This window comes from Pseudomonas fluorescens (assembly GCF_041354075.1).
GTDB lineage: Bacteria > Pseudomonadota > Gammaproteobacteria > Pseudomonadales > Pseudomonadaceae > Aquipseudomonas > Aquipseudomonas fluorescens_CE.
Window position 1 is genome coordinate 1 of record NZ_JARZGC010000008.1, and the last position, 14,336, is coordinate 14,336.

General features: G+C 61.9%; 12 protein-coding genes. 6 read left to right on the forward strand and 6 right to left on the reverse strand.

Annotated elements, in window-relative coordinates:
• Nucleotides 1-76 precede the first annotated feature (76 nt).
• Entirely contained in the window at nt 77-823 is a 747-nt protein-coding gene (locus tag QIW53_RS12505) for a 3-oxoacyl-ACP reductase family protein (RefSeq protein ID WP_371049926.1), read from the reverse strand.
• A gap of 125 nt (nt 824-948) precedes the next feature.
• Here QIW53_RS12505 and QIW53_RS12510 point away from each other — a divergent pair, with 125 nt between their 5' ends.
• Nucleotides 949-1,872 carry a LysR family transcriptional regulator gene (locus tag QIW53_RS12510; RefSeq protein WP_371049927.1) on the forward strand — a complete coding sequence of 308 codons (924 nt, stop codon included), beginning with the start codon at nt 949-951 and terminating at the stop codon, nt 1,870-1,872.
• A gap of 119 nt (nt 1,873-1,991) precedes the next feature.
• Here the strand turns inward: QIW53_RS12510 and QIW53_RS12515 are convergent, their stop codons facing one another.
• The gene (locus QIW53_RS12515; protein ID WP_371049928.1) at nt 1,992-2,732 is read right to left on the reverse strand and encodes a phosphoadenylyl-sulfate reductase; all 741 of its coding nucleotides are present in this window, start codon (nt 2,730-2,732) and stop codon (nt 1,992-1,994) included.
• 172 nt (nt 2,733-2,904) lie between these two features.
• Between QIW53_RS12515 and thrH the strand changes: the two genes are divergently transcribed.
• Nucleotides 2,905-3,522, forward strand: coding sequence for a bifunctional phosphoserine phosphatase/homoserine phosphotransferase ThrH (gene thrH, locus QIW53_RS12520; protein WP_371049929.1), 618 nt, complete (start codon nt 2,905-2,907; stop codon nt 3,520-3,522).
• Between the two features lie 103 nt (nt 3,523-3,625).
• On the opposite strand, the gene pabB is transcribed toward thrH, so the two are convergent.
• From pabB to rloA, 4 genes are all read right to left on the reverse strand, one after another.
• Nucleotides 3,626-4,963 (reverse strand): aminodeoxychorismate synthase component I, encoded by a 1,338-nt coding sequence (gene pabB, locus QIW53_RS12525; protein WP_371049930.1) that lies wholly within the window; start codon nt 4,961-4,963, stop codon nt 3,626-3,628.
• A gap of 238 nt (nt 4,964-5,201) precedes the next feature.
• The gene (locus QIW53_RS12530; RefSeq protein WP_371049931.1) at nt 5,202-6,188 is read right to left on the reverse strand and encodes an alpha-L-glutamate ligase-like protein; all 987 of its coding nucleotides are present in this window, start codon (nt 6,186-6,188) and stop codon (nt 5,202-5,204) included.
• Nucleotides 6,188-7,723 (reverse strand): osmotic stress tolerance membrane protein RloB, encoded by a 1,536-nt coding sequence (gene rloB / locus QIW53_RS12535; protein ID WP_371049932.1) that lies wholly within the window; start codon nt 7,721-7,723, stop codon nt 6,188-6,190. The genes QIW53_RS12530 and rloB overlap by 1 nt, the downstream gene beginning before the upstream one ends.
• A 5-nt stretch (nt 7,724-7,728) precedes the next feature.
• Entirely contained in the window at nt 7,729-8,265 is a 537-nt protein-coding gene (gene rloA / locus QIW53_RS12540; RefSeq protein ID WP_192301927.1) for a retropepsin-like aspartic peptidase RloA, read from the reverse strand.
• 302 nt (nt 8,266-8,567) lie between these two features.
• Here rloA and QIW53_RS12545 point away from each other — a divergent pair, with 302 nt between their 5' ends.
• The 4 genes from QIW53_RS12545 to acnD all read left to right on the forward strand — a co-directional run bounded on the left by QIW53_RS12545 (nt 8,568) and on the right by acnD (nt 14,290).
• Entirely contained in the window at nt 8,568-9,284 is a 717-nt protein-coding gene (locus tag QIW53_RS12545; protein ID WP_371050138.1) for a GntR family transcriptional regulator, read from the forward strand.
• Nucleotides 9,281-10,171: a methylisocitrate lyase gene (prpB, locus tag QIW53_RS12550; RefSeq protein ID WP_371049933.1), complete on the forward strand. Its 891-nt coding sequence runs from the start codon at nt 9,281-9,283 to the stop codon at nt 10,169-10,171. The genes QIW53_RS12545 and prpB overlap by 4 nt, the downstream gene beginning before the upstream one ends.
• A gap of 190 nt (nt 10,172-10,361) precedes the next feature.
• Nucleotides 10,362-11,489, forward strand: a complete 1,128-nt coding sequence (gene prpC, locus QIW53_RS12555; protein WP_371049934.1) for a bifunctional 2-methylcitrate synthase/citrate synthase — start codon at nt 10,362-10,364, stop codon at nt 11,487-11,489.
• A gap of 206 nt (nt 11,490-11,695) precedes the next feature.
• Nucleotides 11,696-14,290 carry a Fe/S-dependent 2-methylisocitrate dehydratase AcnD gene (gene acnD, locus QIW53_RS12560; RefSeq protein ID WP_371049935.1) on the forward strand — a complete coding sequence of 865 codons (2,595 nt, stop codon included), beginning with the start codon at nt 11,696-11,698 and terminating at the stop codon, nt 14,288-14,290.
• The last annotated feature ends 46 nt before the right edge of the window (nt 14,291-14,336 follow it).

The window sequence follows — 14,336 nt, forward strand, 5'->3', positions numbered from 1 at the left end:
GTGCCAGACACAATAATTGTTGTCTGAACCACCGCCTTCGCGAGCAAGCCCGCTCCCACATTTTGGACTGCTTTGATCAGGCGCCGAAACCACCGTCGATGGTCAGGCTCGCCCCGGTGATGTAGCCGGCTTCCGGGCCTGCCAGGTAGGCGACGAAGCTGGCGATTTCATCTGCCGTGCCGTAACGGCCTACCGCCATCAGGGGAATCAGGCTGTCGGCGAACTCACCGCTGGCCGGGTTCATGTCGGTGTCGACCGGGCCCGGCTGCACGTTGTTGATGGTGATGCCGCGCGGGCCGAGATCGCGGGACAAACCTTTGGTCAGACCCACGAGCGCCGCTTTGCTCATGGCGTACGGGCCGCCACCGCCGAAGGGCATGCGGTCGGCGTTGGTGCTGCCGATGTTGATCACTCGACCGCCTTCGGTCATGTGTTGCGCAGCGGCCTGAGTGGCGATGAAGACGCTGCGCACGTTGACTGCCAGGGTCTGATCGAAATCTTCGAGTTTGAAGTCTTCCAGCGGGGCGATGGCCAGCACGCCTGCGTTGTTGACCAGAATGTCCAGGCGGCCGAAGGCTTCAACCGTGCGACTGACGGCGTTGCGAATCGCTTCGGCGTCGGCGCTGTCAGCCTTGATCGCCAGCGCCTTGCCGCCATTGTCGGTGATGCTGTTTTGCAGTGCTTCGGCTTTGGCCGCAGAGCTGACGTAGGTGAAGGCCACGGCCGCGCCTTCAGCGGCCAGCCGCTTGACGATGGCAGCGCCGATGCCGCGCGAACCGCCCTGGATCAAGGCCACTTTGCCGCTGAGGTTCTGGGTAGTCATATCGATCTCCAAAGTCCCGAGGCGAAATGTCTCGGTTGATGGAGCCTAGTATCGATTGCGTATTACAGGCTGAGTAGCCGGTAATTGCGATAGTCTGTGTAAACCATAAGTTTATAGTGGCGCCTATGGAAACTTTCAGCAGTATCGAATGCTTCGTGCGCAGTGCCGAGGTCGGCAGTTTTGCCGAGGCGGCGCGGCGGTTGAGCCTGACGCCGGCAGCGGTCGGCAAGAGCGTGGCCAAACTCGAGGCACGGCTCGGTGTGCGTCTGTTCCAGCGCAGCACCCGCAGCCTGACGTTGACCGAGGCCGGTCAGCTGTTTCTCGGCGAAGTCAGTTCCAGCCTGCTCACTATCCAGAATGCAGTGGCCAACCTTGCGAGTGCCGAAGGGCGGCCGGCGGGCACCCTGAAAGTCAGCATGGGCACGGTGTTCGGGCGTTTGTACATCGTGCCGCTGCTGGGCGAGTTCCTGCGGCAGTTTCCTGCGATCAACCCGGACTGGCATTTCGATAACCGCCAGGTCGACCTGATTGCCCAGGGGTTCGATGCGGCGATTGGCGGTGGTTTCGAGCTGCCGCAAGGGGTGGTGGCGCGCAAGCTGACGCCCGCGCATCGCGTTCTGGTGGCGTCAGCGGACTATCTGGCCAGTCATGGGGCGATTGCCACGCCGGATGACCTCAGGCACCACGACGGCATCCTGATTCGTTCGCCGCAAACGGGACGCGTCAGGTCGTGGCAATTGACCAGCCGCACTCAGCAACACAGTCCCTTGACGCTGGAAGTGCGGATGACCTTGAGTGATTCCGAAGCAGCTTGCGCCACGGCCGCGCAGGGCCTGGGTATCGCCCTGGTGAGCATGCCGTTTGCCGTCGGTTATCTGGAAGCGGGGACGCTGCAGCGGGTGTTGCCGGACTGGTATGTCGACGATGGCAACATTTCCATCTACTACGCCGAACACAAGTTGCTGCCGGGCAAGACCCGGGCGTTCGTGGATTTCGTGATCGACCAGTTCGCGCAGCAGGGGCTGGGAGCGCGGTTCAGCGCGGTTTGAGTGCGCTGGGTGCCGCGATGGAGGTAACGCGGGTACTCAGGCTCCCCGCGTTATCGTTGACGTCCATCGTCGGAACGCCGCCCGGGACGAGTCCGCTCCTACAAGGGGGGCGGGGGCGGTCAGGCCTTGGTCTTGCTGATGATGTTCCCCGCATGCAGCCCGCATTCCTTCTGCGTGGCTTCTTCCCACCACCAGCGACCTTCGCGCTCGTGCTGGTTTGGCAGAACCGGGCGGGTGCAGGGTTCGCAGCCGATGCTGATGAAGCCGCGCTCATGCAGGCTGTTGTAGGGCAGTTCGAGCATGCGGATATAGCCCCAGATCTCTTCGCTGGTCATTTGTGCCAGCGGGTTGAATTTGTACAGGGTGCGCTCCGGGGTGGAGAACGCGGTGTCGATTTCCATTACCGCGACGGCGCTGCGGGTGCCCGGGCTCTGATCCCGACGCTGGCCGGTGGCCCAGGCCTTCACGCCGGACAGCTTGCGACGCAGTGGCTCGATCTTGCGGATGCCGCAGCATTCGCCGTGGCCATCCTTGTAGAAGCTAAAAAGGCCCTTTTCCTTCACGAAAGGTTCAAGTTTCGTGTAGTCCGGCGACACCAGTTCGATGTCGATCTTGTAGTGCTCACGCACCTGGTCGATGAAACGGTAGGTCTCGGGGTGCAAGCGGCCAGTGTCGAGGCTGAAGACCTTGACGTTCCTGTTCAGCTTCCAGGCCATGTCCACCAGCACCACGTCTTCGGCGCCGCTGAAGGATATCCACAGCTCGTCGCCGAACTCGGCGAACGCCAGCTTCAGGATGTCCTGGGCGGATTTATTGGCATAAGTCGTGGCGAGTTCCACGACGTCGAACGTTGGGCTCATCAGGGCGGCTTCCTACAGGTCGGTGGCGCTGGGCGCTCTATATGGGGCTGATGGTAACAAAAACCGGCCACGGCTGGCGCGCCCTCTGCGTTGCGCAGGTCGGTTCGAGCGGCTAGAGTTCGGCGGTCTTTTCTGTTCGCTCGACTCGATAATCACTACAACGGGGTGTCTTGTGGAAATTGCCTGTCTGGATCTTGAAGGTGTGCTGGTCCCGGAAATCTGGATCGCCTTCGCCGAAAAAACCGGGATCGAATCCCTCAGGGCCACCACTCGGGACATTCCCGACTACGACGTGTTGATGAAGCAGCGCCTGCGGATTCTCGACGAGCATGGCCTGAAACTGACCGATATCCAGGAAGTGATCGCCACGCTCAAGCCGCTGGATGGCGCCATCGAGTTCGTCGACTGGCTGCGCGAGCGCTTCCAGGTGGTGATCCTGTCGGACACCTTCTACGAATTCTCGCAGCCGCTGATGCGCCAGTTGGGGTTCCCGACGTTGCTGTGCCACCGCTTGATCACCGACGAGACCGGGCGGGTCACGAGCTATCAGTTGCGTCAGAAAGATCCGAAGCGTCAGTCGGTGCTGGCGTTCAAGAGCCTGTACTACCGGGTAATCGCCGCTGGCGATTCCTACAACGACACCACGATGCTGGGCGAGGCGGACGCAGGGATCCTGTTCCACGCGCCAGACAATGTGATTCGCGAGTTCCCGCAGTTCCCGGCGGTGCATAGCTTCGAAGACCTCAAGCAGGAATTCATCAAGGCGTCCAACCGCACCCTGTCCCTGTAAAGCGAGCATGCTCGCGATGGTAGCCGCTACACCGTGGGGTATCAGATATCCCGCGTCATTGTTGACGACCATCGCGAGCGTGCTCGCTCCTACAGGTTCAAAGTCAAAGATCCTGCAACGTTTCCAGCAACACCTTCACCTTGGTGATCGACTCCTGATACTCGGCTTGCCACTGCGAATCCGCGACGATCCCGCCGCCGCCCCAGCAACACACCTGTCCGTCCTTGACCAGCAGGCTGCGGATGGCGATGGAGCTGTCCATCTCGCCGCGCACGTCCAGGTACAGCAGTGAGCCGCAGTACAAGCCGCGCCGGGTTGGCTCCAGTTCATCGATGATCTGCATGGCCCGGATTTTCGGCGCGCCGGTGATCGAGCCGCCAGGGAAGCTGCCGGCGATCAGGTCCAGGGCATCGCGGCCGTCCGCCAGTTCCCCGGTCACGCTGCTCACCAGGTGATGCACGTTCGGATAGCTTTCCAGGCTGAACAGCTCCGGCACTCGCACTGAGCCCGTGCGGCAAGTACGGCCGAGGTCATTGCGCAGCAAATCGACGATCATCAGGTTTTCCGCGCGATCCTTCGGGCTGGCCAGCAGTTCGGCGGCGTTCGCGGCATCCTGTTCGGCGCTCAGGCCGCGAGGGCGCGTGCCTTTGATCGGCCGGGTTTCAACCTGGCGCTCGCTGACCCTGACGAAGCGTTCCGGCGACAGGCTCAGTACCGCGCCGCCGTCGGGCAGGCTCTGGAAACCGGAGAAGGGCGTCGGGCAGGCCGCCCGCAGCGCGCAGTAGGCGGCCCACGGTTCACCCGCGCAGTCGGCGCGGAAGCGCTGGGCGAAATTGACCTGGTAGCAGTCACCGGCCTGGATGTACTGCTGGATGCGTTGCAGTGCCTGACGGTAATCCTCGGCGCTGAGGTCGGCACGCATCGGCGCCTTGAGCGTGAAGGGCTTGATCGGGTCCGCCGACGGCTGGCTGAACAGAACGACCAGGCGCTGACGCTCGCTGTCCACCAGCGAAGGGTGGAAGACCAGCTGACTGGTCATCCGTTGGTGGTCGCTGATCAAGGCCCAGTTGTAGAGCCCGAAACGCGCATCCGGCAATTGCAGGTCATCTTGCGCCCGGCTGGGCAGGTGTTCCAGGTGCCGACCGAAGTCGTAACTCAGGTAGCCGATCAGACCGCCGGCAAAGGGCAGTTCGAAGGGCACTGCAGCTTCACCGAGTCGCGTCAGGTTTTCGCGCAGGCGTTGCAGGAAATCGTTACCACTTTCCTCGGGGGCCACCGTCAGCGTTTCCAGCGGCCAGGCGCTGAGCAGGTCAAAGCGGCCGCGCTCGGCGCTGGGGCGGCCGCTGTCGAGCAGGACGGCACCGGGCGCATGGCGGATCGCGGCGAAGTACCGGGCGGGGTCGGCGCAATAGGGCAGCGGGTGTACGGAACAGGTCAGCATGGGCGGGGAAGGTCGGCCATCAAGGCGGGGTGGCGATTGTAGTCCTCTGGCGGGATTGCTCCTAGAGGGGATGTCGGGGACTGGCAGGTTGGGGGCCGGGATGATGGGGTAGTGCCTGTTCGATTGTCATCGCGAGCAGGCTCGCTCCCACCGTAATCATGGTGTGAACGCAATCTGCGCAACACCGCAAAATCTGTGGGAGCGAGCCTGCTCGCGATGGTGTCAATTGAGTCCCGGATCAACCCTCAACCGGCGGAATATGCCCGAACATTTCCTGCACGAACGCCATCCGCTCTTCAACGGTTTCCACCACGCCCCGGGCCTTCAGCTCTTCCAGGCGCGCTTCCACTGCATGGGTGCGCAACGTCAGCCCGCAGTCGTTGGCAATCTGGATGTTCAGCCCTGGCCGGGCGTTGAGTTCGAGGATCAAGGGGCCTTTTTCCTGGTCCAGCACCATGTCGACACCGATGTAACCCAGCCCGCACAGCTCGTAGCAGCCGGCCGCGAGTTTCATGAAGCCGTCCCAATAGGGCAGTTGCACGCCGTCCACCGCATTGGTGGTGTCCGGGTGCTTGGTGATGATGTTGTTCAGCCAGGTGCCGCGCAGGGTCAGGCCCGTGGCGAGGTCGACCCCGACGCCGATGGCGCCCTGGTGCAGGTTGGCCTTGCCGCCGGACTGGCGCGTCGGCAGGCGCAGCATCGCCATCACGGGGTAGCCCATCAGCACGATGATGCGGATGTCCGGCACGCCTTCGTAGCTGATGCTCTTGAAGATCTGGTCGGGGGTCACCCGGTATTCAATCAGCGCCCGATCCCGGTGTCCGCCCAATGAATAGAGGCCGGTGAGGATGCTGGAAACGTGGTGTTCGATCTCTTCATGGCTGATGATCTTGCCGGACACCGTGCGGTAACGGCCCTCGAAACGGTCGGCGATCACAATGATCCCGTCACCGCCCGCGCCCTGGGCCGGTTTGATCACGAAGTCGTTGCGGCCGCCGATGATGGTGTCGAGGTTGTCGATTTCCTTCTCGGTGGAAATGATGCCGTACAGCTCCGGCACATGAATGCCGGCGGCAATCGCACGTTCCTTGGTGATGATCTTGTCGTCGACGATCGGATACAGGCTGCGCTTGTTGTACTTGAGCACATAGTCCGCGTTACGCCGATTGATCCCCATGATGCCCCGGGCTTCCAGGGCTTTCCAGGTTTTCCACAGACCGAACATCAGGCGTCAGCCTTCTTCAGGAAGGCCTTGAAACGCACCAGCTCGGTCAGGCGGTAACCGCGATAGCGACCCATGGCCAGCATGAAGCCCACCAGGATCAGCAGGATGGCCGGGAAGGTGAACACGAAGTACACCAGCTCCGGCACGCTCATGATCAGGTGCGCCAGGGACGCGGCGAACAGGGTGCCGATGGCCACTTTCATGGCATGCCCGGAGCCGCGTTCTTCCCAGGTGATCGACAGGCGCTCGATGGTCATGGTCAGGATCACCATCGGGAACAGCGCCACGGACAATCCGCGTTCCAGACCCAGTTTATGGCTGAACAGGCTGATCGCCGCGATCAGCACCACCACGAAGGTCAACACCACCGACAACCTGGGCAGCATTTGCAGCTTCAGATGTTCGAGATAGGAACGCAGCGACAGCCCCAGCGCGGTAATCACGGTGAACAGCACGATGCCGAAGCCCAGTTGGGTTTCGCGGAACGCCAAGGCAATCAGTACGGGAGTAAAGGTGCCCAGGGTCTGCAGGCCGACCAGGTTGCGCAGGATCAGGATCACCAGCACGCCGATCGGGATCATCACCATGATCATGAAGGTCTGCTGGGTCTGCAGCGGCAGGCCGTACAACGAGTACTCGAGGAAATTGGCGTCGGTGTTCTCGTCGGTCAGCTTGGCCAGGCGAATGGCGTTCATTTCGCTGTTGTTGAGGCTGAACGTCACGTTGGCTTTCTTGCCACCATCGACGGTGATCAGGTTTTCATCACCGGTCCACCACAGCAGGCGGTCGGTGGGCAGGCCCTGTTCGCCGGTTTCCGGGTTGAAGTACAGCCAGTCGGTGCCGTTGAAACTGCGCAGCCACAGTTCCGGTGTTTGCGGTTGGTCGGCCACCAGGCGGATGGTGTGGACCTTTTCCACCGGCACGTGGGCGATGGACAGCACCAGTTCGACGATTTTGGCCTTGTGCCCGCTGGACGGATCGCCCGCCAGCAACAGTTTCACGTTGTCGTCATTGACGTTGTTGACGCGCTTGATCGCTTCGCCAATGAAGGTCTCGACGTCCGCCGAGTGCTGGCGGATCGGCGCGAGCAAGGCTTCGGCGGCGATCTTTTCCGGGCCTTCCACCACGATGCTGTCGCGAAAGGTCGGGCCTTTGATCTTGGTTTTTTCCGCGCTGTAGCGTTTGGTCAGCACCAGGCGGTAATAAAGGGTCTGGTTGCCCTTGGCCCGGCGTGCCGACCACGTCACCTTGCGGTTGCCGTCGACACGGTTCACGGCGACGCCGTAATTGTTGGAAATGAAGCTTTCATTGAGGCTGACGTAATCGCGGCTCAATGGCGGCACGAACATCTGGATCTTGACCGGGTCCTTGGCGCTGGCGACGAACTCGACCTTGGCGTCGATGTTCCACAGGTCGTCGGTGGCGTCCTCGGTCACGGGAATGCCGAGTACGAAGATCTGGTAGGCCGTGACCGAAATGCCCAATACCACCAGGATGGCGATGAGCATTTTCAGATGGAGGGTAAGAGCGCGCATTGGAATTACTCTGCGGTATGTACGTCGGTGGCGCAGGCGGGTTTGCCAGCAGCGTATTTAAGACTGGGGTCGACCAGCGCATCAAAGCGTTTCAGGGCTTCGGAGCCAATCAGGAGCGGGTATTGGAATGCACTTCGGTCGGTCAAGTTCACTTCTATGCTGCGTAAAGCCGAACCCATGCAGATATCGAGCTCGATCACCGGACGAGCGGTGTACTTCTTGCCTTCTTCAGGATCGTAGTCGCCGGCACGGCGCTTGATCTTGCTGACGCGGGCCAGCGGACGCTCGATGGGGTGCGAATGCGCGGCGTCGATCGCCAGATAAAAGCGCACCCAGGACTCGCCGTTGCGTTTGAAACGCTTGATGTCGCGGGCGCTGAGAGAGGCGGTCTTCGCCCCGGTGTCGAGCTTGGCCGCCACTTCCAGGTTGATGCCGTCCAGCGAAGCGTATTCGTTGAGGCCGTAGACAGTCTTTTCCCCCGCCGCGGCGACACCGGGCAGGCAGAGCAGATAAAGGAAGGTCGGGAAGGGCTTGAGTCTCATAAATCCTGGTGCACAGCGGTCCGTGTTTCGATTCAAGGCCCTGGCATCGCTGCGCAAGCTCCTTCGTATGCCTATCAGCTGTTTATGACAATCAGTGCAGATGTCACCAGCAATTGCGGGCGGCATTCTAGCACGGTGCTCCTGTGGCGCCAGCGCGGGGAGCTGGCTATAAACAGTAGGGCTGCTTGGTTATGGTGCAGGCGGTTATTAGACGATTGTCGACAATGTGCATTTATGCTTTGACTGTCAGGCCTTGATTCGCTAGTTTTTGCGTTATCAGCTTTCAAGGTGTCGACAATATGCTGGATCAACTCGATCCCCCGGTCATCGCTCAGGACGATTCGGAAACACTTTCCGAGAATGTCTTCCGGCGCATCCAGGCGGCCATCGTCAAGGGTGAAATCGCCCCGGGCAGCAAGATTTCCGAGCCGGAGCTGGCGCGCACCTATGGCATCAGCCGTGGCCCGTTGCGTGAAGCGATCCATCGCCTGGAAGGCCAGCGCCTGCTGGTCCGTGTGCCGCACGTCGGTGCGCGGGTGGTTTCCCTGAGCCACGCCGAACTGGTCGAACTCTACGAAATCCGCGAATCCCTCGAAGGCATGGCCTGCCGTCTGGCGGCCGAACGCATGACCGTCGAAGAAATCGACGAGCTGCGCCAGGTCCTCGAAACCCATGAGCGCGACGCGGCGTTTCAGGCGGGGGTCGGCTACTACCAGCAGGAAGGCGATTTCGACTTCCATTACCGGATCATCCAGGGCAGCGGTAACCGCACCCTCACGCAAATGCTCTGCGGTGAGCTCTATCAATTGGTGCGCATGTACCGCATCCAGTTTTCCACCACGCCGAACCGCCCGCACCAGGCCTTTGCCGAGCACCACCGGATTCTCGATGCCATCGCCGACCGTGACGGTGAACTGGCCGAGTTGTTGATGCGCCGCCACATCGGCGCCTCCAAACGCAATATCGCCCGTCATTACCAGGACGGCGCCAATCCGACAGCCAAACGAGGTGAGTCATGAGTTCCAGCAAGAGCACTCCAGGCCAGCGTTTCCGCGATGCGGTCGCCAGCGAGCATCCATTGCAAGTGGTCGGCGCCATCAATGCCAACCATGCGCTGCTGGCCAAACGTGCCGGTTTCAAGGCGATCTACCTGTCCGGCGGCGGGGTCGCTGCCGGCTCCCTCGGCGTGCCGGACCTGGGCATCACCGGCCTGGATGACGTGCTGACCGACGTACGTCGCATCACCGATGTCTGCGATCTGCCGCTGCTGGTGGACGTGGACACCGGTTTCGGTTCCTCGGCGTTCAACGTGGCGCGTACCGTCAAGTCGATGATCAAGTTCGGCGCGGCGGCGATCCACATCGAGGACCAGGTCGGCGCCAAGCGTTGTGGCCATCGTCCCAACAAGGAAATCGTTTCGCAGCAGGAAATGGTCGACCGCATCAAGGCGGCCGTCGATGCGCGCACCGATGACAGCTTCGTGATCATGGCCCGCACTGACGCCCTGGCGGTGGAAGGCCTGGAATCCGCCCTGGACCGCGCCGCCGCCTGCATCGAGGCCGGCGCCGACATGGTGTTCCCCGAAGCCATCACCGAACTTGAAATGTACAAGCTGTTCGCCAACCGGGTGAAAGCGCCGATCCTGGCCAACATCACCGAATTCGGCGCGACGCCGCTGTACACCACCGAGCAGCTCGCAGGGGCCGACGTGTCGCTGGTGCTGTACCCGCTGTCGGCGTTCCGAGCGATGAACAAGGCGGCGGAAAACGTCTACACCGCCATCCGCCGCGACGGTACGCAACAGAACGTGATCGACACCATGCAGACCCGCATGGAGCTTTACGATCGCATCGACTACCACACCTTCGAGCAGAAGCTCGACGCGTTGTTTGCTGCGAAGAAGTAATGAAGACCGTGTATTCGTGACCTGGGACCTAGGACCTGTAGGAGCGAGCATGCTCGCGATGGACTTCAACGATAACGCGGCTGCCTGATGCCCTGCGGTGTGGCGTCCACCTTCGCGAGCATGCTCGCTCCTGCAGGGAAGGTGGACAACCTGAACCTCTCTGACAAATTCAAGAAAACTGGAGACAACAATGGCCGAAGCAAAAGTACTCAGTGGCGCCGGGCTCCGTGGCCAGGTGGCCGGGCAAACCGCACTGTCCACCGTGGGTCAATCCGGTGCTGGCCTGACCTATCGCGGCTACGATGTCCGCGAACTGGCGGCTGACGCGCAGTTCGAAGAAGTGGCTTACCTGCTGCTGTACGGCGAGTTGCCGACCAAGGCGCAACTGGCGGCTTACATCGCCAAGCTGGGCAAACTGCGCGACCTGCCGCAAGCCTTGAAGGAAGTGCTCGAACGCATCCCTGCCGATGCCCACCCGATGGACGTGATGCGCACCGGTTGCTCGTTCCTGGGTAACCTGGAACCGGAGACTGATTTTTCCGAGCAGCAGGACAAGACCGACCGCCTGCTGGCCGCGTTCCCGGCGATCATGACCTACTGGTATCGCTTCAGCCACGAAGGCCAGCGCATCGAGTGCGTCAGCGACGAGCCGTCCATCGGCGGCCACTTCCTGCACCTGCTGCACGGCAAGAAGCCGAGCGAGTTGCACGTCAAGGTGATGAACGTTTCGCTGATTTTGTATGCCGAGCACGAATTCAACGCCTCGACCTTCACCGCCCGGGTCTGCGCCTCGACCTTGTCCGACCTGTTCTCCTGCATCACGGCGGCGATCGGTTCGCTGCGCGGCCCGTTGCACGGTGGCGCCAACGAAGCGGCGATGGAAATGATCGAGCGTTTCTCGTCGCCGGAAGAGGCGATCAAGGGCACCCTCGGCATGCTGGAGCGCAAGGACAAGATCATGGGTTTCGGCCACGCGATCTACAAGGACAACGATCCGCGTAACGAAGTGATCAAGGGGTGGTCGAAAAAACTCGCTGACGAAGTGGGCGACACCGTGCTGTTCCCGGTCTCCGAGGCCATCGACAAGACCATGTGGGAACAGAAAAAACTGTTTCCCAACGCCGACTTCTACCATGCCTCGGCGTACCACTTCATGGGCATTCCAACCAAGTTGTTCACGCCGATCTTTGTCTGCTCGCGCCTGACCGGCTGGGCGGCCCACGTGTACGAACAACGCGCCAACAACCGCATCATCCGCCCGAGCGCCGAATACACCGGCGTCGAACAGCGCAAGTTCGTGCCAATCGAACAACGCTGAATGGTGGGGGCTAATGCGCTGATTGCTGAATGAACCGGTAACCAATGTGGGAGCGGGCTTGCTCGCGAAAGCGGTGTATCAGTCGACATCAATGTTGGATGTCAGATCGCATTCGCGAGCAAGCCCGCTCCCACAGTGGACGGTGCAAGTTTTCAGGATCGGCGCAACGCCCCGCCTTTTGTATTTACCGTGACCGAGTCCTGACGATGAACACAGAATTTCGTAAACCGCTGCCCGGCAGTTCCCTGGATTACTTCGATGTCCGCGCGGCGGTCGAGGCCATTGCGCCCGGCGCCTACGACACCTTGCCGTACACCTCCCGGGTGCTGGCGGAAAACCTGGTGCGTCGCTGTGACCCGGCCACGCTCACCGAATCCCTCAAGCAATTCATCGAGCGCAAGCGAGACCTCGACTTCCCGTGGTTCCCGGCGCGTGTGGTGTGCCACGACATTCTCGGGCAGACCGCGCTGGTGGACCTCGCCGGCCTGCGTGACGCCATCGCCCAGCAGGGCGGTGATCCGGCGCAGGTGAATCCGGTGGTGCCGACGCAACTGATCGTCGACCACTCCCTGGCCGTCGAGCGTGGCGGTTTCGACCCCGAGGCGTTCGAGAAGAACCGCGCCATCGAAGACCGTCGCAACGAAGACCGTTTCCACTTCATCAACTGGACCAAGAAAGCCTTCAAGAACGTCGATGTGATCCCGCCCGGCAACGGCATCATGCACCAGATCAACCTGGAGAAAATGTCCCCGGTGATCCAGGTGCGTGAAGGCGTCGCGTTCCCCGACACCTGCGTCGGCACCGACAGCCACACCCCGCACGTCGATGCGCTGGGCGTGATCGCCATCGGCGTCGGTGGCCTGGAAGCGGAAAGCGTGATGCTCGGCCGCGCGTCGTGGATGCGCCTGCCGGAAAGCGTCGGCGTCGAACTGACCGGCAAGCTGCAACCGGGCATCACCGCCACCGACATGGTGCTGGCGCTGACCGAGTTCCTGCGCAAGCAAAAGGTGGTGGGCGCCTGGCTGGAATTCTTCGGCGAGGGCGCGTCCCGGTTGACCCTGGGCGACCGGGCGACCATTTCCAACATGGCGCCGGAGTACGGCGCCACCGCCGCGATGTTCTACATCGACCAGCAGACCATCGACTACCTCAAACTCACCGGCCGCGAAGACGAGCAGGTGCAGTTGGTGGAAAACTACGCCAAAACCACCGGCCTGTGGGCCGACAGCCTCAAGGGCGCGCAATACGAGCGCGGTCTGACCTTCGACCTGTCCTCGGTGGTGCGCAACATGGCCGGCCCGAGCAACCCGCACGCGCGGGTCGCGGTGGCGGATCTGGCGGCCAGAGGCATTTCCGGCCAATGGCAAGACGTGCCAGGCCAGATGCCGGATGGCGCGGTGATCATCGCCGCCATCACCAGTTGCACCAACACCAGCAACCCGCGCAACGTGATCGCCGCCGGCCTGCTGGCGCGCAACGCCAACCAGCTCGGCCTGACCCGCAAACCCTGGGTCAAGTCGTCCCTGGCGCCGGGTTCGAAAACCGTGGCGCTGTACCTGGACGAAGCGGGCCTGACCGACGAACTGGAACAACTGGGCTTCGGCGTGGTGGCGTTCGCCTGCACCACCTGCAACGGCATGTCCGGGGCATTGGACCCGGTGATCCAGCAGGAAATCATCGACCGCGACCTGTACGCCACCGCCGTGCTGTCCGGCAACCGCAACTTCGACGGACGGATTCACCCGTACGCCAAACAGGCATTCCTCGCTTCGCCGCCGCTGGTGGTCGCTTATGCCATCGCCGGGACCATCCGTTTCGACATCGAAAAAGACGTGCTGGGCGTGGTCGATGGCCGGCAAATCCGCCTGAAGGACATCTGGCCGAGCGACGAAGAAATCGACGCGGTGGTCAAGGCCTCGGTCAAGCCTGAGCAGTTCCGCCAGGTCTACATCCCGATGTTCGCCATTTCCGAAGACACCGGCCCGAAAGTCACGCCGCTGTACGACTGGCGCGAAATGAGCACCTACATCCGTCGCCCTCCTTACTGGGAAGGCGCACTGGCCGGGGCGCGTCCGCTCAAGGGCATGCGACCGCTCGCAGTGCTTCCGGACAACATCACCACCGATCACCTGTCGCCGTCCAACGCCATCATGATGGACAGCGCCGCCGGCGAATACCTGGCGAAAATGGGCCTGCCGGAAGAGGACTTCAACTCCTACGCGACTCACAGGGGCGACCATTTGACGGCGCAACGGGCGACGTTTGCCAACCCGAAACTGTTCAATGAAATGGTCACCGAAAACGGCAAGGTCAAGCAGGGCTCGCTGGCCCGGGTCGAGCCGGAAGGCCAGGTCATGCGCATGTGGGAAGCCATCGAGACCTACATGGACCGCAAGCAGCCGCTGATCATCATTGCCGGCGCCGACTATGGCCAGGGCTCGTCCCGCGACTGGGCGGCCAAAGGCGTGCGCCTGGCCGGTGTGGAAGCGATTGCCGCCGAGGGTTTCGAGCGTATCCACCGCACCAACCTGGTGGGCATGGGCGTGTTGCCGCTGGAGTTCAAACCTGGCACCAATCGCCACACCCTGGCCATCGACGGCACCGAAACCTATGACGTGATCGGCGAGCGCACCCCCCGTGCCGATTTGACGCTGGTGATCCATCGCAGGAACGGCGAGCGCGTCGAGGTGCCGGTGACTTGCCGTCTGGACACCGCCGAGGAAGTGTCGATCTACGAGGCCGGCGGCGTGTTGCAGCGCTTCGCCCAGGATTTCCTCGAAGAATCGGCGGTTGCCGTCTAACACCAGTTGTTCAGGCAAGGGATTTCAAGTCCCTTGCCTGTTTAAA

Bases quoted from the DNA above. Each gene is read 5' to 3' on its own strand.
- QIW53_RS12505 (WP_371049926.1), bottom strand. From the start codon at position 823: ATGACTACCCAGAACCTCAGCGGCAAAGTGGCCTTGATCCAGGGCGGT.
- QIW53_RS12510 (WP_371049927.1), top strand. From the start codon at position 949: ATGGAAACTTTCAGCAGTATCGAATGCTTCGTGCGCAGTGCCGAGGTC.
- QIW53_RS12515 (WP_371049928.1), bottom strand. From the start codon at position 2,732: ATGAGCCCAACGTTCGACGTCGTGGAACTCGCCACGACTTATGCCAAT.
- pabB (WP_371049930.1), bottom strand. From the start codon at position 4,963: ATGCTGACCTGTTCCGTACACCCGCTGCCCTATTGCGCCGACCCCGCC.
- QIW53_RS12530 (WP_371049931.1), bottom strand. From the start codon at position 6,188: ATGTTCGGTCTGTGGAAAACCTGGAAAGCCCTGGAAGCCCGGGGCATC.
- rloB (WP_371049932.1), bottom strand. From the start codon at position 7,723: ATGCGCGCTCTTACCCTCCATCTGAAAATGCTCATCGCCATCCTGGTG.
- rloA (WP_192301927.1), bottom strand. From the start codon at position 8,265: ATGAGACTCAAGCCCTTCCCGACCTTCCTTTATCTGCTCTGCCTGCCC.
- prpB (WP_371049933.1), top strand. From the start codon at position 9,281: ATGAGTTCCAGCAAGAGCACTCCAGGCCAGCGTTTCCGCGATGCGGTC.
- prpC (WP_371049934.1), top strand. From the start codon at position 10,362: ATGGCCGAAGCAAAAGTACTCAGTGGCGCCGGGCTCCGTGGCCAGGTG.
- acnD (WP_371049935.1), top strand. From the start codon at position 11,696: ATGAACACAGAATTTCGTAAACCGCTGCCCGGCAGTTCCCTGGATTAC.